Origin of the sequence: Wenxinia marina DSM 24838 (assembly GCF_000379485.1) — a bacterium.
Lineage (GTDB): Bacteria > Pseudomonadota > Alphaproteobacteria > Rhodobacterales > Rhodobacteraceae > Wenxinia > Wenxinia marina.
This window is the reverse complement of sequence record NZ_KB902282.1, coordinates 16,414-38,994: the sequence shown is the minus strand read 5'-3', so window position 1 is coordinate 38,994 and position 22,581 is coordinate 16,414. Positions and strand designations below refer to the sequence as shown.

The 22,581-nt window shown below is 72.0% G+C and carries 23 protein-coding genes; 16 read left to right on the top strand and 7 right to left on the bottom strand.

Features of this window, described 5'->3' with window-relative positions; translation table 11 throughout:
• Positions 1-246: 246 nt before the first annotated feature.
• The 3 genes from topA to tldD form a co-directional block, all read right to left on the bottom strand.
• Positions 247-2,883, bottom strand: a complete 2,637-nt coding sequence (gene topA, locus A37W_RS0106295) for a type I DNA topoisomerase (RefSeq protein WP_018302176.1) — start codon at positions 2,881-2,883, stop codon at positions 247-249.
• A 150-nt stretch (positions 2,884-3,033) separates the two neighbouring features.
• Positions 3,034-4,188: a DNA-processing protein DprA gene (gene dprA / locus A37W_RS0106290; protein ID WP_018302175.1), complete on the bottom strand. Its 1,155-nt coding sequence runs from the start codon at positions 4,186-4,188 to the stop codon at positions 3,034-3,036.
• Between the two features lie 516 nt (positions 4,189-4,704).
• On the bottom strand, positions 4,705-6,126 hold the full coding sequence (gene tldD, locus A37W_RS0106285; protein WP_018302174.1) for a metalloprotease TldD: 1,422 nt from the start codon (positions 6,124-6,126) through the stop codon (positions 4,705-4,707).
• A gap of 218 nt (positions 6,127-6,344) precedes the next feature.
• Between tldD and coxB the strand changes: the two genes are divergently transcribed.
• From coxB to A37W_RS0106230, 11 genes are all read left to right on the top strand, one after another.
• Complete coding sequence (coxB, locus tag A37W_RS0106280; protein ID WP_018302173.1) at positions 6,345-7,223, top strand: cytochrome c oxidase subunit II; 879 nt, start codon at positions 6,345-6,347, stop codon at positions 7,221-7,223.
• A 52-nt stretch (positions 7,224-7,275) separates the two neighbouring features.
• Positions 7,276-8,211 (top strand): heme o synthase, encoded by a 936-nt coding sequence (gene cyoE / locus A37W_RS0106275; RefSeq protein WP_018302172.1) that lies wholly within the window; start codon positions 7,276-7,278, stop codon positions 8,209-8,211.
• Entirely contained in the window at positions 8,202-8,441 is a 240-nt protein-coding gene (locus A37W_RS0106270) for a cytochrome c oxidase system small membrane protein (protein WP_018302171.1), read from the top strand. The genes cyoE and A37W_RS0106270 overlap by 10 nt, the downstream gene beginning before the upstream one ends.
• Positions 8,438-9,058: a cytochrome c oxidase assembly protein gene (locus A37W_RS0106265; RefSeq protein WP_018302170.1), complete on the top strand. Its 621-nt coding sequence runs from the start codon at positions 8,438-8,440 to the stop codon at positions 9,056-9,058. Before A37W_RS0106270 ends, A37W_RS0106265 begins: the two co-directional genes overlap by 4 nt.
• 41 nt (positions 9,059-9,099) lie before the next feature.
• Positions 9,100-9,900 carry a cytochrome c oxidase subunit 3 gene (locus A37W_RS0106260; protein WP_018302169.1) on the top strand — a complete coding sequence of 267 codons (801 nt, stop codon included), beginning with the start codon at positions 9,100-9,102 and terminating at the stop codon, positions 9,898-9,900.
• A gap of 79 nt (positions 9,901-9,979) precedes the next feature.
• Positions 9,980-10,618: an SURF1 family protein gene (locus A37W_RS0106255; protein ID WP_018302168.1), complete on the top strand. Its 639-nt coding sequence runs from the start codon at positions 9,980-9,982 to the stop codon at positions 10,616-10,618.
• The gene (gene thrC, locus A37W_RS0106250; RefSeq protein ID WP_018302167.1) at positions 10,618-12,006 is read left to right on the top strand and encodes a threonine synthase; all 1,389 of its coding nucleotides are present in this window, start codon (positions 10,618-10,620) and stop codon (positions 12,004-12,006) included. The genes A37W_RS0106255 and thrC overlap by 1 nt, the downstream gene beginning before the upstream one ends.
• Positions 12,003-13,268 carry a M16 family metallopeptidase gene (locus tag A37W_RS0106245; protein WP_018302166.1) on the top strand — a complete coding sequence of 422 codons (1,266 nt, stop codon included), beginning with the start codon at positions 12,003-12,005 and terminating at the stop codon, positions 13,266-13,268. The genes thrC and A37W_RS0106245 overlap by 4 nt, the downstream gene beginning before the upstream one ends.
• Positions 13,268-13,852, top strand: a complete 585-nt coding sequence (locus A37W_RS0106240) for a GNAT family N-acetyltransferase (RefSeq protein ID WP_018302165.1) — start codon at positions 13,268-13,270, stop codon at positions 13,850-13,852. The genes A37W_RS0106245 and A37W_RS0106240 overlap by 1 nt, the downstream gene beginning before the upstream one ends.
• Before the next feature lie 57 nt (positions 13,853-13,909).
• A complete protein-coding gene (locus A37W_RS0106235; RefSeq protein ID WP_018302164.1) occupies positions 13,910-14,713 on the top strand; it encodes an MBL fold metallo-hydrolase in 804 nt (267 codons plus the stop codon).
• Positions 14,714-14,751: 38 nt separating this feature from the next.
• Positions 14,752-16,161 (top strand): FAD-binding oxidoreductase, encoded by a 1,410-nt coding sequence (locus A37W_RS0106230; protein ID WP_018302163.1) that lies wholly within the window; start codon positions 14,752-14,754, stop codon positions 16,159-16,161.
• A gap of 302 nt (positions 16,162-16,463) precedes the next feature.
• Here A37W_RS0106230 and A37W_RS0106225 read toward each other — a convergent pair whose 3' ends face one another.
• From A37W_RS0106225 to A37W_RS0106215, 3 genes are read right to left on the bottom strand one after another with little or no spacing between them, the layout of a single operon-like run.
• A complete protein-coding gene (locus tag A37W_RS0106225) occupies positions 16,464-16,994 on the bottom strand; it encodes an adenine phosphoribosyltransferase (protein ID WP_018302162.1) in 531 nt (176 codons plus the stop codon).
• Complete coding sequence (locus tag A37W_RS0106220; RefSeq protein ID WP_018302161.1) at positions 16,994-17,665, bottom strand: DUF2927 domain-containing protein; 672 nt, start codon at positions 17,663-17,665, stop codon at positions 16,994-16,996. Before A37W_RS0106220 ends, A37W_RS0106225 begins: the two co-directional genes overlap by 1 nt.
• Entirely contained in the window at positions 17,662-18,528 is an 867-nt protein-coding gene (locus tag A37W_RS0106215; protein WP_018302160.1) for an S-methyl-5'-thioadenosine phosphorylase, read from the bottom strand. The genes A37W_RS0106220 and A37W_RS0106215 overlap by 4 nt, the downstream gene beginning before the upstream one ends.
• Positions 18,529-18,620: 92 nt before the next feature.
• Between A37W_RS0106215 and A37W_RS0106210 the strand changes: the two genes are divergently transcribed.
• Positions 18,621-18,980 carry a GFA family protein gene (locus A37W_RS0106210; protein WP_018302159.1) on the top strand — a complete coding sequence of 120 codons (360 nt, stop codon included), beginning with the start codon at positions 18,621-18,623 and terminating at the stop codon, positions 18,978-18,980.
• A gap of 18 nt (positions 18,981-18,998) precedes the next feature.
• Here A37W_RS0106210 and A37W_RS0106205 read toward each other — a convergent pair whose 3' ends face one another.
• Positions 18,999-19,601 carry a flavin reductase family protein gene (locus A37W_RS0106205; protein ID WP_018302158.1) on the bottom strand — a complete coding sequence of 201 codons (603 nt, stop codon included), beginning with the start codon at positions 19,599-19,601 and terminating at the stop codon, positions 18,999-19,001.
• A 77-nt stretch (positions 19,602-19,678) separates the two neighbouring features.
• Between A37W_RS0106205 and A37W_RS0106200 the strand changes: the two genes are divergently transcribed.
• The 4 genes from A37W_RS0106200 (at position 19,679) to A37W_RS0106185 (ending at position 22,296) form a co-directional block, all read left to right on the top strand.
• Positions 19,679-20,227 (top strand): GNAT family N-acetyltransferase, encoded by a 549-nt coding sequence (locus tag A37W_RS0106200; protein ID WP_018302157.1) that lies wholly within the window; start codon positions 19,679-19,681, stop codon positions 20,225-20,227.
• 31 nt (positions 20,228-20,258) lie between these two features.
• Positions 20,259-21,068 carry an EcsC family protein gene (locus A37W_RS0106195; RefSeq protein WP_018302156.1) on the top strand — a complete coding sequence of 270 codons (810 nt, stop codon included), beginning with the start codon at positions 20,259-20,261 and terminating at the stop codon, positions 21,066-21,068.
• Positions 21,069-21,130: 62 nt separating this feature from the next.
• Positions 21,131-21,733 (top strand): riboflavin synthase, encoded by a 603-nt coding sequence (locus A37W_RS0106190; RefSeq protein ID WP_018302155.1) that lies wholly within the window; start codon positions 21,131-21,133, stop codon positions 21,731-21,733.
• Positions 21,730-22,296, top strand: a complete 567-nt coding sequence (locus A37W_RS0106185; RefSeq protein ID WP_018302154.1) for a hypothetical protein — start codon at positions 21,730-21,732, stop codon at positions 22,294-22,296. The genes A37W_RS0106190 and A37W_RS0106185 overlap by 4 nt, the downstream gene beginning before the upstream one ends.
• Positions 22,297-22,581: the final 285 nt, after the last annotated feature.

Below are 22,581 nucleotides of genomic sequence, written 5' to 3'. Positions count from 1 at the left end.
CCCAGATGGGAGACACATGGTCCGCAAGGCGGGCGCGGTCGATAGCGCGAGGGCGGGCTTGCACCGATCGTGGTCGTGGGGCGACAACCAGAAGTGGCGCAATACGGCCTAGAGTGTTGTAAAGTCTGGATAAAACTCAGAGACCTGACGTTCTTCGCGGACAGCGCCGCCGTAAAACGTCATTTCGGCGGGAACCGGCCGCGGCGGCACGTGTTTGCGCTGCTTTCCGCCGGCCGCCCCCGAAAGTCAGTCGGACGGCTCGTCCGGGGCGGCCTTCTTCGATGCGGCCTTCGCCGTCTTGCCGGCCGCGGACGTCTTCTTCGCCGACGCCGTCTTCTTGGCTGGAGCCTTCTTCGACGTCGACTTGGGCGCGGCCTTCTTCTTGCCGCCCTTCTTCGCCGCCTTCTCGTCGACCCAGGCGATCGCCTCTTCCAGCGTCACGCTCTCGGGCTCGCGCTCCTTGGGGATGGTGGCGTTCACCTTCTCCCACTTCACGTAGGGTCCGTAGCGACCCGGCATGACGGCGATCGCGCCGCCCGAGGGATGCTCGCCCAGCTCCTTCAGCGGCTTGGCGGCCGCCGCGCCGCCGCGGCCCCCGCGAGACGCGGCCTTCTGCGCCAGCACCTCGACCGCGCGGTTCATGCCGATCTCGAAGACCTCGGCCACCTCCTTGAGGTTGGCGTAAACCTTGCCGTGCTTCACGTAGGGCCCGTAGCGGCCGATCCCGGCCTCGATCATCTCGCCGTCCTCGGGGTGCGGACCCACGGGGCGCGGCAGGTTCAGCAGCAGCAGCGCCTTCTCGAGGTCCATCTCGGCGGCCGGCCATCCCTTGGGCAGCGATGCCCGGGGCGGCTTGGGCTGCTCCTCGGTCGCCTCGCCGCGCTGGACGTAGGGGCCGAAGCGGCCGTCGCGCAGGGTGATCTGGTCGCCCTGGTCCTCGCCCAGCACGCGGCCGTCGGGCCCGATGACGGAAGGATCGTCCTCCAGCCCCGGCGGGCCGAACGGGCGGGTGTAGCGGCACTCGGGATAGTTCGAGCAGCCGATGAAGGCGCCGCCCGACCGGGCCGTCCGCATCGACAGACGCCCTGCGCCGCAGTTCGGGCAAAGGCGCGGGTCGGTGCCGTCCTCCTTGGGCGGAAAGAGGTGCGGCTCCAGCACCTCGTTGATCTTCTCCAGCACGTCGGTGATCCGCAGCTCGGCCGTCTCGGCGATCGCGGCCGAGAAGTCGCGCCAGAACCGGCGCAGCAGCTCCTTGTAGTCGCCGTCCCCGGCCGAGACCTTGTCGAGGTCTTCCTCGAGGTCGGCGGTGAAGTCGTAGTCGACGTAGCGGCGGAAATAGTTCGACAGGAACGCGGTGACGAGGCGCCCCTTGTCCTCCGGCACCAGCCGGCCGCGATCCTTGGCGACGTAGCCGCGGTCTTGGATCGTGGTCACGATCGAGGCGTAGGTGGACGGCCGGCCGATCCCCAGCTCTTCCATCCGCTTGACCAGCGTCGCCTCGGTGTAGCGCGGCGGCGGCTGGGTGAAATGCTGCTCCGGCGTGATCTGGCTCTTCTTCGCCGGATCGCCCTGCGCGATCTGCGGCAGGCGACCGTCCTCGTCGGTGTCGGGCTCGTCCCTGCCTTCCTCGTAGATCGCGAGGAAGCCGTCGAACAGGATCACCTGGCCGGTCGCGCGCAGGCCCACCTCGCCGTCGGCGCTGGCGATCTCGACCGTCGTCCGCTCCAGCCGCGCCGCCGCCATCTGGCTGGCGAGGGTGCGCTTCCAGATCAGGTCGTACAGCTTGCGCTGGTCGGATTCCGAGATGCGAGCCTTGTCCGCATCGACCGCCATGTCGGTCGGCCGGATGCATTCGTGCGCCTCCTGCGCGTTCTTGGCCTTGTTCTTGTACATCCGCGGCGAGTCGGGGACGTACTCCTTGCCGAAGCGCGCGGCGATGGCGTCGCGGGCGGCGTGGACCGCCTCGGGCGCCATGTCGATGCCGTCGGTCCGCATGTAGGTGATGAGCCCGGCCTCGTAGAGGCGCTGGGCCGCGCTCATCGTCGCGCGGGCGCCCATGCCGAACTTCCGGCTCGCCTCCTGCTGCAGGGTCGACGTCATGAAGGGCGGGGACGGGTTGCGCGTGCCGGGCTTGGCCTCGACCGACGCGACCCTGAGGTCGCGCGAGCGGATCGCCTGCACCGCCATGTCGGCCGCGGTCTCGTTCTTGAGGTCGTAGCGGTCCAGCTTCTTGCCGCCGAGCGTGACGAGACGCGCCTCGAAGGTCTGGCCGCGCGGCGTCTCGAGCAGCGCCTTCACCGTCCAGTATTCGACCGGGCGGAACGCCTCGATCTCCATCTCGCGCTCGACGATCAGGCGCAGGCAGACCGACTGCACCCGGCCGGCGCTCTTCGCGCCCGGCAGCTTGCGCCACAGGACGGGCGAGAGGTTGAAGCCGACGAGGTAATCCAGCGCCCGCCGCGCCAGGTACGCCTCGACCAGCGGGGCGTCGACCTGCCGCGGCGCCTTCATCGCCTCGGCGACGGCGGCCTTGGTGATCGCGTTGAAGGTGACGCGGCTGACCTGGGTGCCGGCCTTGATCGCCTTCCGTTTGGTCAGCGCCTCCTGCAGGTGCCAGCTGATCGCCTCGCCCTCTCGGTCGGGGTCGGTGGCGAGGATCAGTTCGGGATCGCCGGCCAGCGCGTCGGCGATCGCCTTGACGTGCTTCTTGCTGTCGGCCGCGATCTCCCATTCCATCGCGAAGTCGTTGTCGGGATCGACGCTGCCGTCCTTGGGGGGCAGGTCGCGCACGTGTCCGTAGGACGCCAGGACGGTGTAGTCGGGCCCCAGATACTTGTTGATCGTCTTGGCCTTGGCCGGGGACTCGACAACGACGACGGGCATTGGCTCTCCTTCGGGGGGCGGCGGGCCGGTGGGGTGGGCGTCAGATGTGGGCGGTGACCCCGGCTTGTCAATGCGCCGCCGTCCGTCCTCCGGTCGCGGGCCGGTCCGGCCGCCGGGGCGGGAGGGTACGGCGCGGCGGCGTCCGGGCGATCAGTTGAGCCGTGCCACGAGGCCACCCGGCTGGCGGCTGATCCGGCCCTCGAGCTCCAGGTCCGTGAGGGCGGGAGAGACCGCGCTGGCGGGGGTGCCGAGGTCGCGGATCAGCTGGTCCTCGGCCATCGGCGAGGGGCCGAGGCGGTCGAGGATGACGCGGTGCAGCGCCGCGATTTCGCGCAGGGGGCGCGACGCGGGGCGGGCCGGAGCGGGGGTTTCTTGCGGAGCCTGTTCGCGGTGCGCCCTCGGCGGGGCGGCGGCGAGCGGGCCCAGCGCCTCCAGCACGTCCTCGGGGCCGCGGACCAGCGTCGCGCCGTCGCGGATCAAGAGGTTGCATCCCGCTGCGCGGGCGTCGAACGGGTGCCCCGGCACGGCAAGGACGTCCCGCCCCTGGTCCAGCGCGGTGCGCGCGGTGATCAGGCTGCCCGACTTCGCCGCCGCCTCGACCACCACGACGGCGCCGGCGAGGCCCGAGACGAGGCGGTTGCGCGCCGGGAAGTGCCGCGCCTGCGGGACGAGGCCCATCGGCTGGTCCGAGACCAGGGCGCCGTCGGCGGCGATCCGTCCGGCAAGGTCCGCGTTCTCCTGCGGGTAGATGACGTCGACCCCGCCGGCGCAGACCGCGACCGTCGCCGGAAGCGCCGCCTGGTGCGCGGCGGCGTCGATGCCGCGGGCAAGGCCCGAGACGACGACGAGGCCGGCCCCCGACAAGGCCCGCCCCAGCCGGGCCGCCATGCGCGTGCCGAGGGACGAGGCGTTGCGCGCGCCCACCAGCGCGACCGACGGGCGGTTCAGATGCGCCGCCTCGCCCCGGACCCACAGCAGGGGCGGCGCGTCGGCGAGGTCGCGCAGGGCGGCGGGGTAGGCCGGGTCGGGCAGGGCGACGAGCCGCGCCCCGGCCCGGCGGCCGGCCGCGAGTTCGGCGGCGACGACGCCTTCGGGGCAGGGCGCGTAGTCGTCGACCCCGGCCGCGGCCGCGACCTGTGGCAGCGCCTCCAGCGCCGCCGCGGCGCTGCCGGTCTCGTCCATCAGGCGCCAGAAGGTCGTCGGCCCGACCCGGCGCGAGCGGATCAGGCGCAGCCAGACGGCGCGTTCGTCGGCATCGGTCACGGGCAGCCGTGGCAGCACGGCGGCGAGGGCAGATTCGGTCATGTGATCATGGCAGCAGCAGACGCCGCCATGATGTGACCATAGAAGTTAACGCCCCGTGAATCGCAGGTGGCAATCCGGATCCGGCCCGCGACGGAACGGTGGAGCGGGCCGGCCGCTTGGCAGCCGATGGTTCCGGACCGCGAGGACCGCATCCGCGCGAAGCTGGGCGTGTCGGGCTCATGTGAGCGAGCTGACGCCGCCAAACGGCCGCCAGCGGGCGGGGGACGCGCCCAACCCCATCAGAAAAAAGATGGAAGAGCAGCCCCGAGAGCAACGGCCGCCCGCGTTTTACGGGCGGCCGCCGACCTAGGAGCAGGCCTCTCAGGTGCGACGGGCCGGCGGCGGAGAGCCGGGCGCGATCTTCCGGGTGGTGGGAGTGGGGGGTGAGCGGAAGAAGGGTTTCCCCTGTCTGCACCGCCGTTCCCCGGCCCGACCCGTCGCAGTGCCCTGTTTAGGCCGCAGGCGTTAAGCCGGAGTAAATGCGGACGGGCTTCCCGAAAAAATCCTCACACGCGCTCAGGCCTCGGCCCCGCCCACCGTCAGCCCGCCGATCAGCAGTGAGGGCTGGCCGACGCCCACCGGCACCCACTGCCCGGCCTTGCCGCAATTGCCGATGCCGGGGTCCAGCTCCAGGTCGTTGCCGATGGCGCGGATCTTCTGAAGCGCCGTTGCCCCGTCGCCGATCAGCGTCGCGCCCTTCAGCGCCTCCTCGCGGCGGCCGTTCCGGACGCGGTAGGCCTCGGTGCAGGAGAACACGAACTTTCCGCTGGTGATGTCCACCTGCCCGCCGCCGAAGCCGACGGCGTGGATGCCGTCCCTGAGGCCGGCGACCATGTCCGCCGGATCGTCCCGCCCGGCGAGCATGTAGGTGTTCGTCATCCGCGGCATCGGGATGTGCGCGAAGCTCTCGCGCCGGCCGTTCCCCGTCGGCGCCACGCCCATCAGCCGCGCGTTCTGGCGATCCTGCATGTAGCCGACCAGCACCCCGTCCTCGATCAGCACGTTCTTCCCCGACGGCGTCCCCTCGTCGTCCACCGTCAGCGACCCGCGCCGGTCTGGCATCGTGCCGTCGTCCAGCACCGTCACGCCCTTCGACGCCACCTGCGTGCCCATCAGCCCCGCGAACGCGCTCGACCCCTTGCGGTTGAAGTCGCCCTCCAGCCCGTGGCCCACCGCCTCGTGCAGCAGGATGCCGGGCCAGCCGGGTCCGAGCACGACGTCGAGGACGCCGGCGGGCGCGGGGACCGCGTGCAGGTTCACCCGGGCGATCCGCAGCGCCTCGTCCACCAGTTTCGTCCAGTGCCCCGGCTCCAGCAGGTCGAGCAGGCCGTGCCGCCCGCCGCCTCCGGCCGAGCCGCTCTCGCGGCGGCCGTCCTCCTCGACGATGACCGACACGTTCAGCCGCGCCATCGGGCGGACGTCGGTATAGACGTCGCCCTCGGGCCGCAGGATCGCGACCTCCTGGTGGCTGGCGGCGAGGCTGGCGGTCACCTGCACCACGCGGGAATCGGCGGCGCGGGCGTAGGCGTCGATCTCGCGCAGCATGTCGACCTTCACCGGGAAGGCCGCGTCCGCCATCGGATCGGCGTCGCCGTAGAGCCGGCGGTTGGTCCGCGGCGGCGCGTCCGCGAGCGTGCCGCCGCCGGCGCCTACGGCCAGCCGCGCGGTGGCGACGGCGCGGCGCAGGGCATGCTCGTCGATGCTGGTGGAGTGGGCGTAGCCCGCGGTCTCGCCCCGGACGGCGCGCAGGCCGAACCCCTCGGACGCATCGTAGCTGGCGGTGCGCAGGCGGCCGTCGTCGTAGGACAGGATCTCGGAGCGGCGGCGCTCCAGGAACAGCTCGCCGTCGTCGGCGCCGGCGGTCGCCTCGCGCAGCTGGGCGAGGGCGGCGTCGCGGTCCAGAAGGTCCTCGAACGGGCGGAAGGGGGCGTCGGACATGGGCAGGTGGTCTCCTCGGGGTCCCTGATCTCGATCAAAAGCGGCCGTTTGACGCAAGCCCGCGGCCTTGTTCCGACACGGCGAATGTGGGAATAGCGCCGGTGAGAGGACGGGCGGCCCCTTGCCCAGCCAGATGGGGGCCGCGTCGCCCGGGACAAGGGCTGCCTGCGGGCGGTCGCGCCGGGCCGCCCGTGACGTGGGTCGGAAAAGGGTAGGACATGAACCTGACCAGGAGCTTCAAGACGTTTGCCGCGGCCGCGCTCGCCGCGCTTACCGGCGGCATCGCCGCCGCGCAGGACGCCGCCGACCCGCTGGCCGACCTGCCGATCATCGGCGCGCCGACCCAGGGCGGCGTCGGCTTCCAGCCCGCCGCGACCGGCCTCGCCCGCGACCTGCACTGGCTGGACGGCATGGTGCTGGTCATCATCAGCGTCATCGTGGTCTTCGTGATCGCTCTGCTGGCGATGGTGATCTTCCGCTACAACGCCCGCCGCAACCCGAACCCGGCCAGCTTCACCCACAATTCCCCGCTCGAGATCGCCTGGACGGTGGTGCCGATCGTCGTCCTGGTCTTCATCGGCGCCTTCTCCCTGCCGGTCCTGTTCGACCAGCAGGAGATCCCGGAGGGCGACGTCCACATCAAGGTGATCGGCTACCAGTGGTACTGGGGCTACGAGTACACCGACGAGGACATCGCCTTCGAGAGCTTCATGATCGGCGCCGGCGAGGGTAACCTCAACGACGAGATCGTCGCCCAGCTCGAGGAGGCGGGATACTCGGCCGACGAGTTCCGCCTCGCCACCGACACCGCTGTCGTCGTGCCGGTCGGCGCGACCGTCGTGATGGACGTCACCGGCGCCGACGTCATCCACTCCTGGACCATCCCCGCCTTCGGCGTGAAGCAGGACGCGGTGCCGGGCCGGATCGCGCAATTGTGGTTCGAGGCCGAGGCCGAGGGCGTCTACTTCGGCCAGTGCTCCGAGCTGTGCGGCATCAACCACGCCTACATGCCGATCACCGTGAAGGTGGTCTCTCCCGAGAACTACGAGGCGTGGCTGACCCGCATCCGCGAGGACGAAGACTATCGCAGCTGGTGAGCTGGCGGGCGGGACGGGCCCGGGCCCCGGCCCCACCGGCGAGAGGACCGAGATGAGCGACGCGAGCCTGACCGACGACATGACGCGCGAGGCCGGATTCGGCGACTTCGTCAGCCTGCTGAAGCCGCGGGTGATGTCGCTCGTCGTGTTCACGGCGCTGGTCGGGCTGATCGTGGCGCCGGGCGACGTGCATCCCTTCATCGGCTTCGTCGCGATCCTGTGCATCGCCATCGGTGGCGGCGCGTCCGGCGCGCTGAACATGTGGTGGGACGCGGACATCGACGCCCGGATGCGCCGCACCCGCGGCCGCGCGGTCCCCGCGGGCCGCATCGCGCCGGGCGAGGCGCTGGGCCTTGGCGTCGGGCTGTCGGGCTTCTCGGTGCTGATGCTGGGGCTGGCGACGAACTGGATGGCGGCCGCCTGGCTCGCCTTCACGATCTTCTTCTACGCCGTGGTCTACACGATCTGGCTCAAGCGCTCGACGCCGCAGAACATCGTCATCGGCGGCCTCGCCGGCGCCTTCCCCCCGCTCGTCGGCTGGGTCGCCGCCACCGGCTCGATGAGCCTTGAGGCCTGGCTGATGGTCGCGCTGACCTTCATGTGGACGCCGCCGCACTTCTGGGCGCTCGCCCTGTTCGTGAAGTCCGACTACGGCGACGCCGGCGTGCCGATGCTGACCGAGACGCACGGCCGGCCGGCCACGCGCCGTCACATCCTGCTCTACACGCTGGCTCTCATCCCGGTCGCCCTCGGCCTCGGCTTCACGTCGGTCGGCGGACCGGTCTACCTCGCCGGCGCGCTGGTGCTGAACGCGCTGTTCCTGCGCGGGGCGATCCGCGTCTGGCGCCGCGACGACGCGGCCGCCGAGGCGGACCGCTACGCGGCGGAGCGCGGGCTGTTCAAGCTGTCGCTGTGGTACCTGTTCCTGCATTTCGGCCTGCTGCTGGTCGAGGCGACACCGCTCGCGGGGGCGCTGCAATGGTCCTGAAGGTCGAGCACGAGCTGCACCACCGCCGGCGCGGCCGGAACCTCGGCCTCGGCCTCGTGCTGGTGGGTTTCGTCGCCATCGTCTTCGGCCTCACGGTCGTGAAGGTGCTGGGCCTCGGCGACATCCGCGTCATCGAGGGGGCCGACCATGTCGCCAGCCCCACGCAGGAGATAATCGCCGCAGAGCGCGCCGCCGCCGAGGCGGCCGGCGCAGGGGAGGACGGCGAATGAACCCGTACCGCCGCATCAAGGACCCGAACACCCGCGTCGCCGCGATGGCGGTCAGCGTCGTCCTCGTGATGGGCGCGCTCGCCTGGGCGGCGGTGCCGTTCTATTCCTGGTTCTGCCGCGTCACCGGCTTCGGCGGCGCCACCAACGTCGCCGAGGCGGCCTCCGACACCATCCTCGACCGGACGATCACCGTCCGCTTCGACGCCAACACCGACCCCGACATGCCGTGGGAGTTCCTGCCGATGCAGCGCGAGATGACGCTGCGCATCGGCGAGACCGGACTCGCCTTCTACGAGGCGTCGAACCCGACCGACCGGCCCGTCGCGGGGCAGGCGTCGTTCAACGTCGCGCCGTACGCGGCGGGCGGCTACTTCGACAAGATCGAGTGCTTCTGCTTCACCGAACAGGTGCTGCAGCCGGGCGAGACGGTGGAGATGCCGGTGAGCTTCTTCGTCGATCCGGCGATCGTCGACGACCGCGAGGCGAAGTATGTTCACGAGATCGTCCTCAGCTACACCTTCTACGAGATCGACCTGCCCGAGGACGAGAGCGAGCAGGCCGCGCTGTCGCCGCAGGCGTTGACCGGGGCGGACGCCCCCTCCATAGACACCAACTGACGAAGCCTCGGCCGAACGGGGCCGGTTAGGGAACGAGAGACATGGCGCACGAAAAGAACCACGACTACCACATCCTGCACCCCTCGATCTGGCCCTTCACCGGCGCGGTGTCGGCCTTCGTGATGCTGTTCGGTGCGGTCCTGTGGATGAAGGACAGCGGGCCGTGGATGTTCCTCATCGGCCTCGTCGGCGTCCTCTACACGATGTACGCCTGGTGGGCCGAGGTCGTGGCCGAGAGCCGGGCGGGCGACCACACCCCCGTGGTGCGGATCGGCCTGCGCTACGGCGTCATCATGTTCATCATGTCCGAGGTGATGTTCTTCGCGGCGTGGTTCTGGTCGTTCTTCAAGCACGCGCTGTACCCGATGGGGCCGAACTCCCCCGCGCAGGACGGCGTCTGGCCGCCGGAAGGCATCGTCACCTTCGATCCCTGGCACCTGCCCCTGATCAACACGCTGATCCTGCTCTGCTCGGGCGCCGCGGCCACCTGGGCGCACCACGCGCTGGTGCACGAGAACAACCGCCAGGACATGAAGTGGGGCCTGATCCTCGCGATCCTGCTGGGCGCGCTGTTCACCGTGTTCCAGGTCTACGAGTACAGCCACGCCGCCTTCGGCTTCGCCGGCAACATCTATGGCGCGAACTTCTTCATGGCGACGGGCTTTCACGGCGCGCACGTGGTGATCGGCACGATCTTCCTCGCCGTCTGCCTGCTGCGGGTCTACCGCGGCGACTTCACCCCCGAGAAGCATGTCGGGTTCGAGGCCGCGGCCTGGTACTGGCACTTCGTCGACGTGGTCTGGCTGTTCCTGTTCGCCGCGATCTACGTCTGGGGCGGCTGACCGCCCCGCCCCCGGGCGCCCCGGCGCGCCCCTTCCGAGGCGGGCCGCGGCCCGCCTCTTCCGTCTTACGGACCCCGCGATGCGCCGCCTGATCTTTCCCCTCGCCCTCGGCCTCGCCGGCTGCGCCGTCCTCGTCGCGCTCGGCCTGTGGCAGCTGCGGCGTCTGGACTGGAAGGAGGCGGAGCTGGCGCGGATCGAAGCCGCCATCGCCGCCGTGCCGGTGGCGCTGCCGGAGGGGGAGGGCGACGAATACCTCGCCGTCGAGGCGACGGGCCGCCTCGTCCCGCCGCTGGTCCGCATCGTCCATTCCGGCTCCGAGGAGCTGATCGTCGCGGCGTTCGAGACGGACGGCCGTCGGGTCATGGTCGATCTCGGCCTGTCGCCCTATGGCGCGCCTCCGGACCTCCCCGAGGGCGAGGTCCGGATCGACGGGAACCTCGAACGCCCGGCAGGCACCGAGGTGCCGGAGGTCGATGCTGTCAACGCCCGCACCGGCCGCACCCTGACCGGCCTAGCCCAGGCGCTGGACGCCGAGCCGGTGCTCCTCGTGGCCCGCAACATCGACCCGGCCCTCCCCGGCACCGCGCCCCTGCCGGTGACGACGGAAGGCATCCCGAACAACCATCTCGGCTACGCGATCCAGTGGTTCGGCCTCGCCCTCGTCTGGGCGGGGATGAGCGTGTATCTGGCCCTGAGGTCGGCCCGAAAGGACAGCTGATGCGCTACATCTCCACCCGCGGGCAGGCGCCCTCCCTCGGCTTCACCGAGACGATGATGACCGGCCTCGCCCGCGACGGCGGCCTCTACGTCCCCGATGCGATCCCGACGATGACCGCGGACGAGATCGCCGCCCTCGCCGGCCTGCCGTACGAGGAGGTCGCGGTCCGCGTCCTGACGCCCTTCGTCGCCGGTGACTTCTCGGACGCCGACCTGCGCCGCCTCGTCGCCGCCGCCTATGCCGGCTTCGACCACCCCGCCCGCGCGCCGCTGAAACAGCTGGGGCCGAACCACTTCCTGCTGGAGCTGTTCCACGGGCCGACGCTGGCCTTCAAGGACTTCGCCATGCAGCTGATCGGCCAGCTCATGCAGGCCGCGCTCGCCGCCTCGGGCGAGCGGATCACCATCGTCGGCGCGACCTCCGGCGACACCGGCAGCGCGGCCATCGAGGCGTTCCGCGGCCTGCCCAACGTCGACGTCTTCATCCTCTTCCCCCACGGCCGCGTCTCCGAGGTGCAGCGCCGCCAGATGACCACCCCGGCCGAGGACAACGTCCACGCCGTCGCCGTGGACGGCGACTTCGACGAGTGCCAGGCGCGGCTCAAGGACATGTTCAACGACCACGTCTTCCGCGACGAGGTGGGGCTGGCGGGCGTCAACTCGATCAACCTCGCCCGGGTGCTGGCGCAGGTCGTCTACTACTTCACCGCCGCCACCGCCCTCGGCGCGCCGCACCGCACGGTCGACTGCACCGTGCCGACGGGCAATTTCGGCGACATCTTCGCCGGCTACGTCGCCAAGGCGATGGGCCTGCCGGTCGGCCGGCTCGTGGTCGCGACGAACCAGAACGACATCCTGCACCGCACCCTCGCCACCGGCGAGCAGCGCAAGGGCCGGGTGGAGCCGTCGATCAGCCCGTCGATGGACATCCAGGTCAGCTCCAACTTCGAACGTGTCCTCTTCGACGCCTACGGCCGTGACGGCGCGACCATTGCGGCCCAGATGAAGGCGCTGTCGGACGAGGGCGGCTTCGCCGTGGGGCAGGGCGCGTGGGAGTTCCTGAAGGAGCACTTCGACTCGGGCCGCGCGTCCGAGGACGAGACCCGCGCCACCATCGCCCGCACCCTCGCCGCGACGGGAGAGCTTCTCTGCCCGCACAGCGCCGTCGGCGTGCACGTGGCCGAGGCACACCTGGGCGACGCCCCGATGGTCACGCTCGCCACCGCGCACCCCGCCAAGTTCCCCGACGCCGTCGAGCAGGCGACCGGCATTCGTCCGCCCCTTCCCACCCGGATGGCGGACCTGTATGACCGGCCGGAACGGATGACGCGGTCCGCCAACGACCTGGCGGCGCTGCAGACGCTGGTGCGGGAGAAAAGGCGCGCGTGACGGTCAGGCTGCACACCCTCGGGAACGGGTTCCGCATCGCCACCGAGGAGATGCCGGGCCTCAAGTCCACCTCCATCGGCATCTGGGTGAATGCCGGCGGCCGGCACGAGCGGGCCGACCAGAACGGCATCGCCCACTTCCTCGAGCACATGGCCTTCAAGGGCACGAAGACCCGCAGCGCCCTGCAGATCGCCGAGGCGATCGAGGACGTCGGCGGCTACATCAACGCCTACACCTCGCGCGAGATGACGGCCTACTACGCCCGGGTGCTGGAGGACGACGTCGATCTCGCCCTCGACGTGATCTCGGACATCCTGCTGAACCCCCGCTTCTCGGCCGAGGAAATCGAGATCGAGCGCGGCGTGATCCTGCAGGAGATCGGCCAGGCGCTCGACACGCCCGACGACATCGTCTTCGACTGGCTGCAGGAGACGGCCTATCCGGGCCAGGCGCTCGGCCGCACCATCCTCGGCCCGGTGGAGAGCGTGTCCGGCTTCAGCCGCGAGGATCTGTCGGGCTTCGTGGCCGAACATTACGGCCCCGGCCAGATGATCCTCTGCGCCGCCGGCGCGGTCGATCACGACGCGATCTGCCGCGCGGCCGAGCGGCTGTTCGGCCACCTCGCCCCGGTCCCCGCCGCCAAGGTCTGCGAGCCCGCGACCTTCACCGGCGGCGAGCGGCGGGTGCTGAAGAAGCTGGAGCAGGTGCATTTCGCCATGGCCCTCGAAGGGCCGCACTACCGGGACGACCGGATCTACGCCGCGCAGGTCTGGGCGACCGCGATGGGCGGCGGCATGTCCTCGCGCCTGTTCCAGGAGATCCGCGAGGTGCGGGGCCTGTGCTACACCATCTTCGCCCAGGCCGGCGCCTATGCCGACACGGGCATGGTGACGCTCTATGCCGGCACCTCGGGCGAGCAGATCGGCGCCCTTGCCGAGCTCACGATGGACGAGATCCGCCGATCCGCCGCCGACATGACCGAGGCCGAGGTGAACCGTGCCCGGGCGCAGATGAAGGCCGGCATGCTGATGGGCTTGGAGAGCCCCTCGCATCGGGCGGAGCGGCTGGCGCGGATGCTGGCGATCTGGGGCCGGGTGCCGACGATCGAGGAGGTGATCGGCCGGATCGACGCCGTCTCCACCGCCGACGTCGCGGCATTCAGCGGCCAGCTGGCGACGGACCAGCGGATGGCCCTGACCCTCTACGGACCGGCCAAGCGCGCGCCCAGCCTCGACGCGCTCAGGGAGAGGCTCGCGGCCTGATGCTCGGCCAGCGCCGGAAGCTCCGGCTCGAGACCGAGAGGATGACCCTGCGGCCGCCGCAGCATTCCGACTTCCGCGCCTGGACCAACCTGCGCCGCGACTCGGCGGCCTTCCTGCAGCCGTGGGAGCCGACCTGGGCCGAGGACCATCTCAGCCGCAAGAGCTTCACCAACCGGGTCTACTGGGCGCAGCGGGCGATCGCGCAGGGCTCGGCGGTCCCGCTGTTCCTGATCCGGCGGGAGGATTCGCAGCTCCTCGGCGCGATCACCCTCGACCACATCCGGCGCGGGCCCGCGCAGTCCGGCACGACCGGCTACTGGACCGGCCAGCCCTTCGCCCGGCAGGGCTACATGCGCGAGGCGATCAAGGCGCTGGTGCACCACGCCTTCACCGCGATGGACCTCAGCCGCATCGAGGCCGGCTGCCTGCCCGAGAACACACCCTCGCGCCGCCTGCTGGAAAGCTGCGGCTACAAGTACGAGGGCGTGGCGCAGAGCTACCTCCAGATCGCGGGCCGCTGGCGCAACCACGTCCTCTACGCCAACCTGCGCAGCGACCGGCGGGGGCGGACCGACGCGGGGTAAGGCTCTCGCGGGGTTGTGAGGACCGGCGGAGCGATCCCGCGCCTATCCTTCCCGCCCATGCGCCTCCTTCCCCTCCTCCTCGCCGTGCTCCCCCTGCCGCTCGCCGCGCAGGAGCGCATCCCCTCCCACTGCCTCGCCTTCGCCGAGGCGCCCGCGCAGGTCGTCCCCGCCGCCTGGGCCGACCCGCTGGAGGCGGACACCTTCCGGCTGCACTACATCGACCACTCGATGTTCCTCCTGCGGCTGCCGTCCGGGCTGAACCTCGTCACAGACTTCAACGGCTTCGTCGGGCCGACCCGGATGATCCCCGACGTGGTGACGATGAACCGCGCCCATTCCACCCACTGGACCCGCGCGCCCGACCCCGCGATCCCCCACGTCCTGCCCGGCTGGGGCGAGGGCGGGGGGCCGGCCGACCACCACCTCGACCTCGGCGAGGTGCTGGTGCGCAACGTGCCGACCGACATCCGTGACGGCTTCGGCGGCGCGGTGCCGGACGGCAACTCGGTCTTCGTGTTCGAGGCGGCGGGCCTGTGCATCGGCCATCTCGGCCACCTGCACCACGAGCCGACGGACGAGGACTACGCCCGGATCGGCCGCGTCGACGTGGCGCTGGTGGCGGTGGACGGCGGCATGACGCTCGACATCCCGACGGTGCTGGCGACGATGGAGCGGATGCGCGCCTCGCTGGTCATCCCGATGCACTGGTTCGGCCGCGGCACGCTGGAGGCGTTCGCCGCCGGGATGGAGGAGGCGGGCTACCGGGTGGAGCGGCCGGGCGGCCCGGAGGTCGTGCTGTCGCGGGACGCACTGCCGGACCGGCCGACGGTGATGATCCTGGAGCCGTCCTGGCTGGAGTGACCTTGCCCCCGCCCGGCGCGGGTGGTCATCTCCGCCCCATGCTCACAGACGCCACGCCAGAGTTCCTGGACCGCCTTCGCGCCGCCCTCCCCGGCCTCGCCGTCCGGCAGGACGCCGCCCGCTACTTCGAGGAGCCACGGGGCCGCTTCCGCGGCCGCGGCCTCGTCGTCGCGCCCGGGTCGGTGGAGGAGGTCGCGGCCGTCGTCCGGGCCTGCGCCGGGGCGCGCGTGGGCATCGTCCCCTACGGCGGCGGCACCGGCCTCGTCGGCGGTCAGCTGACAGAGGAGGGGGCGGCGCCCCTCATCCTGTCGCTGGAGCGGATGGCGGCGATCCGCGCCGTCTACCCGCAGGAAAGCGTGCTGGTGGCCGAGGCGGGCGCGATCCTCGCCGACGTGCAGCGGGCGGCCGACGAGGCGGGGCGGCTGTTCCCGCTGTCGCTGGCCTCGGAAGGGTCGGCCCGCATCGGCGGCCTGCTGGCCACCAACGCCGGCGGCACCGGCGTCCTGCGCTGGGGCAACGCGCGCGCGCTCTGCCTCGGGATCGAGGCGGTGACGGCCGACGGCGCGATCTGGCACGGGCTCACGCGCCTGCGGAAGGACAATGCCGGCTACGACCTGCGCGACCTGATCGTCGGGTCGGAGGGGACGCTCGGCATCATCACCGCCGCCGCCCTGCGCCTCGTCCCGCGGCCCGCTGCCACCGGAGCGGCGATGCTCGCCGTGCCGTCGCCCGCGGCGGCGCTGGACCTGCTCGCGCTGGCGCAGGGGAGGGTGGGCGAGGGCCTGTCCGGCTTCGAGCTGATCTCGCGGGTTGGCGTCGACTTCCTCGCCGAGACCGGCCTCGACCTGCGCGTGCCGCTGGACCCGGTGCCGGACTGGATGGTGCTGGTCGACCTCGGGCTCGGCGCCGGGCAGGATCCGGCGGCGGCGCTGGAGGGGCTGTTCGAGGCGGCGGCGGAGGCGGGGCTCGCCACCGACGGCGTCCTCGCGGCGTCCGAGGCCGACCGCGCCGACTTCTGGCGCCTGCGCGAGACCATCCCCGAGGCGAACCGCCGCGTCGGCGCGATCGCCTCGCACGACGTCTCGCTGCCCCTGTCCGAGGTGCCGCCGTTCCTTGAGGAGGCCGCGGCGGCGCTCGGCCGGTTCGACGGGGTGCGGATCAACTGCTTCGGCCATCTCGGCGACGGCAACCTGCACTACAACGCCTTCCCGCCCGCCGGCGGGCCCAAGGAGGACTACCGCGCCATCCGCGGCGAGGTCACCCGGACCGTGCACGACCTCGTCCACGCGCGGGGCGGCTCGGTCGCGGCCGAGCACGGGGTGGGGCGGCTGAAGGTGGACGACCTGGAGCGCTACGCGGACCCGACCAAGCTGGCGATGATGCGCGCGGTGAAGGCGGCGCTCGACCCGCTGGGCCTCCTCAATCCGGGGGCCGTCCTGCGGGCGTGACGGCGTGCGGCGCTCGCGCAGGCCTTCGGCCGCGCATCGCCCGCCCGCCGTCCCGGGGATGGACCCCTCCTTTGCATGTCACGAAAATACGCGGCGACCGGCTGCAGCCCGCGCAACGCCGAGGCGGAGGCGCTGGCGGAGAGGTCGGGATCGCTGCTTGGGAAGCGGTTCAGGGGCAGGTGTGCCCCTGAACGCGCCTCATCCAGCGTGAGGCGATTCGCCGGAGCGTCAAGGATTCCCGGCTTCGCCGGCGCGCGTCGCGCGTCCTTGACCCTCCGTCGAATCGCGGAGGGGCGCGTCCCTCAGGCGCCCTCGTAGGCGGTGAGCGCGTGCACCGTCACGCCGAGCGCCTCCAGCCGGCGGCGGCCGCCGAGGTCGGGCAGGTCCACCACGAAGGCGCAGCCCGCGACCTCGCCGCCGAGCCGTTCGACCAGACTGATCCCGGCCTCGGCGGTGCCGCCCGTCGCGAGGAGGTCGTCGACGATCAGCACCCGCTCGCCCGGCTGCACCGCGTCCACGTGCGCCTCCAGCACCGCGGTGCCGTACTCCAGCTGGTAGGCCTCCTCTATCGTCTCCCCCGGCAGCTTGCCCTTCTTGCGCACCGGCACGAAGCCGACCGACAGCTGGTGCGCCACCGCGCCGCCGAGGATGAAGCCCCGCGCCTCCAGTCCCGCGACCCTGTCGATCCGGGTGCCGATGAAGGGGTGCAGCAGCTGGTCCACCGCCATCCGGAAGCCGCGGGCGTCGCCGAACAGCGTGGTCACGTCCCGGAACAGGATGCCCTCGTGCGGGAAGTCCGGGATGGTGCGGATGTAGTCGCGGACGTCCGCCATCAGCGCAGCGCCGGGTAGTGCCGCAGGAGGGCCGCCCGGTCCTGCTGGCCAAGGGTCATGACCGCGTTCGAGTCCTCGGAGAAGACCGACTCGCTGTCGTAGAGCGGGTTGCGGATGTCGTTCAGGAAGCCCATCGCCTGTGTCAGCTCCTCCAGAAGCACCGGGTAGACCTCGTAGTGCGGCAGGTCGTCCGCCATCAGGATCCGCGCCTCGGTGATCTCCATCCGGCCGTTCCACCAGACGTAGACGTAGGCCGCGCCCATCGGCTCGCCCTCGAGTTCGGGGACGCCCGAGCCGCTGACCGCCTCGCCGTCGCCCACCTCGATCAGGCGGATCACGACGTCGGCGGCCTTGCCGGGCGCGCGGCTGAGCTGCAGGGCCGAGCCGATGCCGTTGATCTCGTCGATGGCCCGGTCGAGCGCGTCCGAGACGTTCTCGGCCAGGGCGCGGGGATAACCCGCGGGCGCGCGGTCGATCCCCACGCTCAACGCGGAGGCGCGGCCGCGGGGCCAGCGGACGTAGGGCATCCGGCACTCGCCCCCGGGCGCGGCGCCGCAGGCGACGAGGCGGTAGAATTCCTCGTCCGTCAGGCGGCCTTGCGTGACGATGTAGTCCTGCGCCGCCGCGGGGGCGGCCAGCGCGACCAGAGCGGCGGCGAGCGTCGCCCTCACAGAACGCGTCCCGCGACCGCGTCGAGGCGGGCCAGCAGGGCCGGGTCGCGCCGCTCGGGTGCGGTCATGATCGCGCTCTCGAGGGCGCGGTCGCAGCCATGCGGGCAGGGCGCCCGTTCGGCCCCCAGCGCGCCCGGCAGCGCGGCGGCGAAGGCGCGGGCCTTCGCCACGTTCGCCGCCAGCGTGGCGAGCACGGACGCGACGTCCACCGCCTCGTGGCCCGGGTGCCAGCTGTCGTAGTCGGTGACCATCGCAACGGTGGCGTAGCAGATCTCGGCCTCGCGGGCGAGGCGGACCTCAGGCATGTTGGTCATGCCGATCACGTCGCAGCCCCAGTCGCGGTAGAGCAGGCTCTCGGCTTGGGGCGAGAATTGCGGCCCCTCCATCGCCAGGTACGTGCCGCCGCGATGGACCGTCGCCCCCGCCGCTTCGGCCGCCTCCGCCGCTGCCTCGGCCAGCCGGCCGCAGACGGGGTGGGCGAGGCCGACATGGGCGACGCAGCCCGATCCGAAGAAGCTCGACGGCCGGCCGCGGGTGCGGTCGACGAACTGGTCCACGATGACGAAGTCGCCCGGCGCCATCTCCTCGCGGAACGAGCCGCAGGCGGAGACCGAGACGAGGTCGGTGACGCCGAGCCGCTTCAGCGCGTCGATGTTGGCGCGGTAGGGCACGTCGCCCGGCGCATGGACGTGGCCGCGGCCGTGGCGCGGCAGGAAGGCCATGGAGACGCCGTCGTGGCGGCCGGTCAGGATCTCGTCGGAGGGCGTGCCCCAGGGGGTGTCCACAGCCTGCCAGCGCGCGTCCTGCAGCCCCTCGATCCCGTAGACGCCGGAGCCGCCGATGATGCCGAGAACCCGTTCCAACGCCGCCCTTGCCCCTGACGCACGAGGGGGAGAAAATCAGACGGGGGCGGGGCTGACAAGCGCGCCCGGGCAACCGATCAGGAGCGACGACCATGGCCCGGACCTACGACGGCAGCTGCCAGTGCGGCGCCGTGACCTTCAGCGCGGAGCTCGATCTGACGCACGCGGTCATCTGCAACTGCTCGCGCTGCCGGCGCCTCGGGTCGGTCTTCGCCTTCACGCCGCGGACGGCCTTCACGCTGAGGTCCGGCGAGGACGCGCTGACGGAGTTCAGGTTCCACAACGAGGTCATCGCGCACCTGTTCTGCGCCACCTGCGGGATCGAGGCGTTCGGATACGGCCGGATGCCCGACGGGACCGAGACGGTCGCGGTCAACGCGCGGGTCCTCGACGGCGTGGACGGCCACGCGCTTGCGAAGGAGGCGACCTTCTACGACGGGGCGGCGTCGTAGGCTCGCGGCCCGGGGTGTCTAGCCCGGGCGCTTCAGCGAGAAGATCTCGGTGATCCGCGAATAGTCCTGGTAGCCGAGGCGGGTCAGCGGCTCGAACAGGGTGTAGTCGAGGAACCCCTCCACCAGCAGCTCGTCCCGGATGTGCACGCCGGTGACCTCGCCGATGGTGAGGAGGTTCGCCTCGCCCCGCAGCGCGATCTGCTCCACCACCCGGCATTCCAGCGCCGCCGGGGCGGCGGCGACGCGCGGGCAGTCGATGGTCTCGCAGGCGGCCTTCTCCAGCCCTGCCAGCTCGAACTCGTCGGTGCCGCGGTCGTAGCTGCCGGAGGTCGCGTTCATCGCGTCGCGCAGGGCGTAGCTGACGACGTTCACGCAGAAGATTCCGGTGTCGCGGATGTTGCCGGCGCTGTCCTTGGTGCCGTCGCGGTCGTCCTTGGCCGAGGTGGAGGCGAACATCACCTGCGGCGGCGTGTAGGCGACCGCGTTGAAGAAGGAATAGGGCGCGAGGTTGTCGCGCCCGTCGGTGCCGCGGGTGCTGATCCAGCCGATGGGGCGGGGCGTGACGATGGCGTTGAACGGGTTGCGGGGCAGGCCGTGGCCGTCCTCGGGGCGATAGAACATCCGTGTCCTCCGGTTTGCGGCCGGACCTAGCCCCATGTAAGCCACGGGTCCAGCGATCAGGCGGCCGGGACGGACGGATGGGGCAGGGCGACGCATACCGGCTGGCCGAGGAGGCGCCCGCCGACTGGTGGGAGGTCGAGGCCCTCTACGACACCTGCTTCGCGCCGGGGCGGACCGCGCTGTCGTCGTATCGGCTGCGCGACGGCGTGGCGCCGGTGGGGCCGCTCTGCCTGACCGCGCGGGACGGCGAGGGGGTGCTGGCCGGGGCGATCCGGGTCTGGCCCGCGCAGGTCGGTTCCCGACCGGTGCTGCTGGTCGGCCCGGTGGCGGTGCACCCCACGCGGCAGGGCGAGGGGCTGGGCGCGCTGCTGATCTTCCGGTCCATGCAGGCGGCGCGGCGGCTGTTCTGGCCGCGGGCGATGCTGGTGGGGGACTACCCCTATTACCGCCGCTTCGGCTTCCGCAGGCTGGAAGGGGTCGAGATGCCGCCGCCCACCAACCCCGAGCGGGTGCTGGGGATCGAGCTGGCGCCCGGCGGCTGGGTCGGGGTGACGGGGGCGGTGACGAAGTGGGGGAGTGCCGGTATAGCGGTTCCGGCCGCTCGGCCGGCACCGCGGCCAGATTGACGCCCGCCCCCGGCGCCCCCATCTTCCGGTCATGAGCGACGAGCCCAGGCTGCGCGAGATCAACCCGGACCAGCCGCCCGCCCCACTGGACGAGGCGGCGGAAGAGAAGGTGCGCGAGTTGGCCGCCCGGCAGCGGGCCGCGAACGGCATCATCATGCGGGCGATCTCCTTCGCCGGCGGGCAGGTCGAGGACGGCATGAAGATGCTGCCCAAGGGCGCCCGCAGCCAGATCGAGGGCGCCGCCCGCGCGGCGCTCACCCGCGCCTACGAGGCCGCCTCGGCCAGTCGCCGCGGACCGTTCGGCGACCGCATCGCATCGGACCGGGCGCACCGGGTGATCGGCACCCTGTCGGGTGCGCTCGGCGGCCTGGGCGGCCTGCCGACGGCGCTGGCCGAGCTGCCGGTGGCGACCACCGTGATCTTCCGCGCCGTGCAGGGCGTCGCCGCCGCCCACGGCGAGGATCCGGCCACGCCCGAGACCCGGGCGGAGTGTCTGCGCGTCTTCGGCGCCGGTGCGCCGGGGGACAGCGACGACGGCATCGACACCTCGTTCGTCGGCGCCCGGCTCAGCATCACCGGTCCGGCGCTGCACAAGCTCATCGGCAAGGTCGCGCCGCGCTTCGCGGCGGTGCTGGGCCAGAAGCTGGCGAGCCAGGCCGTGCCGATCATCGGCGCCGCCGCCGGGGCGGGAACGAACTATGCCTTCGTCGACTACTACGTCGAGATCGCGCACGTGCATTTCGGCCTGCGCGAGCTGGCCCGCACCCACGGCGAGGAGGCGGTCCTCGACCTGTTCCACCGCACCCTGGCCGAGCGGCAGGTGCCCGTCCGCCGCGCCTGACCGGCCATTGCGGCGCGGCGGCGCAGCGTCTACCTCTGAGCCCGGATCAATCCGGAGGCGGCATGTTCACCGGCATCATCACCGACATGGGCGAGGTCCTCGCCGTGGAGATGCGGGGCGACCTGCGCGCCCGGATCGGCACGTCGTATGACGTTTCCACCATCGAGATCGGCGCCTCCATCGCCTGCGACGGCGTCTGCCTGACGGTCGTGGCGCTGGGCGAGGAGCCGCGCGCCTGGTTCGACGTCGACATTTCGGCCGAGACGGTCAGCAAGACCAACATCGGCCGCAACGGCTGGCCCGTGGGCAAGCGGGTGAACCTGGAACGCGCACTCAGGGTCGGGGACGAACTCGGCGGCCACATCGTCTCGGGCCACGTGGACGGCGTGGCCGAGCTGGTGGAGATGCACGACGAGGGCGACAGCATGCGGATGAGCCTTAAAGCGCCCGAAGGGCTGGCGAAGTTCATCGCGCCCAAGGGCTCCATCGCGCTGAACGGCACGTCGCTGACGGTGAACGAGGTGGACGGCGCCCGCTTCGGCGTGAACGTCATTCCCCACACCCGCGAGGTGACGACGTGGGGGCAGGCCGCCGTGGGCGACGCGATCAACCTCGAGGTCGACACGATGGCCCGCTACGTGGCGCGGCTGGGGGACTACAGGTGACGCCCGGCCCCGGCCACAATGGCGGGCCCACGATGGAGCCGGGCGCCAGCTGGCGGCGGACCGCGTGGACGAAGGCGCGGGAGGCGCTGCTGCCGTCGCTGCCGCTGGAGGTGGTGCGGCTGCGGGTGAAGCGGGCGGAGCGGCTGGGCATCGACTACCGGACCTACGCGACGATCCGCGCCACGTCGGGGCACGACATTGTGGCGTTCCTGTTCTCGGGCAACGCGCTGGAGCTGCGGCGTGGGGCGACGGAGCTGCCGGACGCGGTTGCGGCACGGCTGGAGCGGACGGACGCGGCGCGGCTGGCGGCGGTCTACCGGCCGGCGGACCCGGCGGCGCTGGTCGCGGGGGCGGGCGGGCGGATCGACGCCGCGACGCAGGCGCCCGCCTTCACCGACAGCTGGGCCGCGATGCGCGACCGGCTGGACGCGGCGCTCGCCGACTGGCGCGCCGCCCGCGCCGGCACCGTCCTCGTTGCCGCAACGGCGGTGGAGCGCGACTGGTGCGCCGCCGCCCGCCTTGCGGGCACGATCCCGGCCGAGCGGTTCTTCGTCAGCGGCTGACCGTCTGCTCGCGTGGTGCCGGACGGGGCTCGAGTCCGGACGGAGACCGCGGGACTCACCCGCCCCGGCCCTGAGCCGGGGCCCCGGCGCCACGAAGCACCCGGTTCCGTGGGGCCCCGGCTCAGGGCCGGGGCGGGTTTCCTGCGTTGCCGCCGCCTCTGGAGCCGCTGCCATGGCCGCCGGCCTGGAATAGCGGAACGCGCAACCGGCGGCGAAATTATCGGCGCCGTCGCTCGCGGGGGGGCTGGAAACGCCGCCGGACGCCTCCCACATGCCGCCGAACGC

Excerpts from the sequence above, each read along its gene's own strand:
- topA (WP_018302176.1), bottom strand. The coding sequence starts at position 2,883 with ATGCCCGTCGTCGTTGTCGAGTCCCCGGCCAAGGCCAAGACGATCAAC.
- dprA (WP_018302175.1), bottom strand. The coding sequence starts at position 4,188 with ATGACCGAATCTGCCCTCGCCGCCGTGCTGCCACGGCTGCCCGTGACC.
- tldD (WP_018302174.1), bottom strand. The coding sequence starts at position 6,126 with ATGTCCGACGCCCCCTTCCGCCCGTTCGAGGACCTTCTGGACCGCGAC.
- coxB (WP_018302173.1), top strand. The coding sequence starts at position 6,345 with ATGAACCTGACCAGGAGCTTCAAGACGTTTGCCGCGGCCGCGCTCGCC.
- cyoE (WP_018302172.1), top strand. The coding sequence starts at position 7,276 with ATGAGCGACGCGAGCCTGACCGACGACATGACGCGCGAGGCCGGATTC.
- A37W_RS0106270 (WP_018302171.1), top strand. The coding sequence starts at position 8,202 with ATGGTCCTGAAGGTCGAGCACGAGCTGCACCACCGCCGGCGCGGCCGG.
- A37W_RS0106265 (WP_018302170.1), top strand. The coding sequence starts at position 8,438 with ATGAACCCGTACCGCCGCATCAAGGACCCGAACACCCGCGTCGCCGCG.
- A37W_RS0106260 (WP_018302169.1), top strand. The coding sequence starts at position 9,100 with ATGGCGCACGAAAAGAACCACGACTACCACATCCTGCACCCCTCGATC.
- A37W_RS0106255 (WP_018302168.1), top strand. The coding sequence starts at position 9,980 with ATGCGCCGCCTGATCTTTCCCCTCGCCCTCGGCCTCGCCGGCTGCGCC.
- thrC (WP_018302167.1), top strand. The coding sequence starts at position 10,618 with ATGCGCTACATCTCCACCCGCGGGCAGGCGCCCTCCCTCGGCTTCACC.
- A37W_RS0106240 (WP_018302165.1), top strand. The coding sequence starts at position 13,268 with ATGCTCGGCCAGCGCCGGAAGCTCCGGCTCGAGACCGAGAGGATGACC.
- A37W_RS0106235 (WP_018302164.1), top strand. The coding sequence starts at position 13,910 with ATGCGCCTCCTTCCCCTCCTCCTCGCCGTGCTCCCCCTGCCGCTCGCC.
- A37W_RS0106230 (WP_018302163.1), top strand. The coding sequence starts at position 14,752 with ATGCTCACAGACGCCACGCCAGAGTTCCTGGACCGCCTTCGCGCCGCC.
- A37W_RS0106225 (WP_018302162.1), bottom strand. The coding sequence starts at position 16,994 with ATGGCGGACGTCCGCGACTACATCCGCACCATCCCGGACTTCCCGCAC.
- A37W_RS0106210 (WP_018302159.1), top strand. The coding sequence starts at position 18,621 with ATGGCCCGGACCTACGACGGCAGCTGCCAGTGCGGCGCCGTGACCTTC.
- A37W_RS0106205 (WP_018302158.1), bottom strand. The coding sequence starts at position 19,601 with ATGTTCTATCGCCCCGAGGACGGCCACGGCCTGCCCCGCAACCCGTTC.
- A37W_RS0106200 (WP_018302157.1), top strand. The coding sequence starts at position 19,679 with ATGGGGCAGGGCGACGCATACCGGCTGGCCGAGGAGGCGCCCGCCGAC.
- A37W_RS0106195 (WP_018302156.1), top strand. The coding sequence starts at position 20,259 with ATGAGCGACGAGCCCAGGCTGCGCGAGATCAACCCGGACCAGCCGCCC.
- A37W_RS0106190 (WP_018302155.1), top strand. The coding sequence starts at position 21,131 with ATGTTCACCGGCATCATCACCGACATGGGCGAGGTCCTCGCCGTGGAG.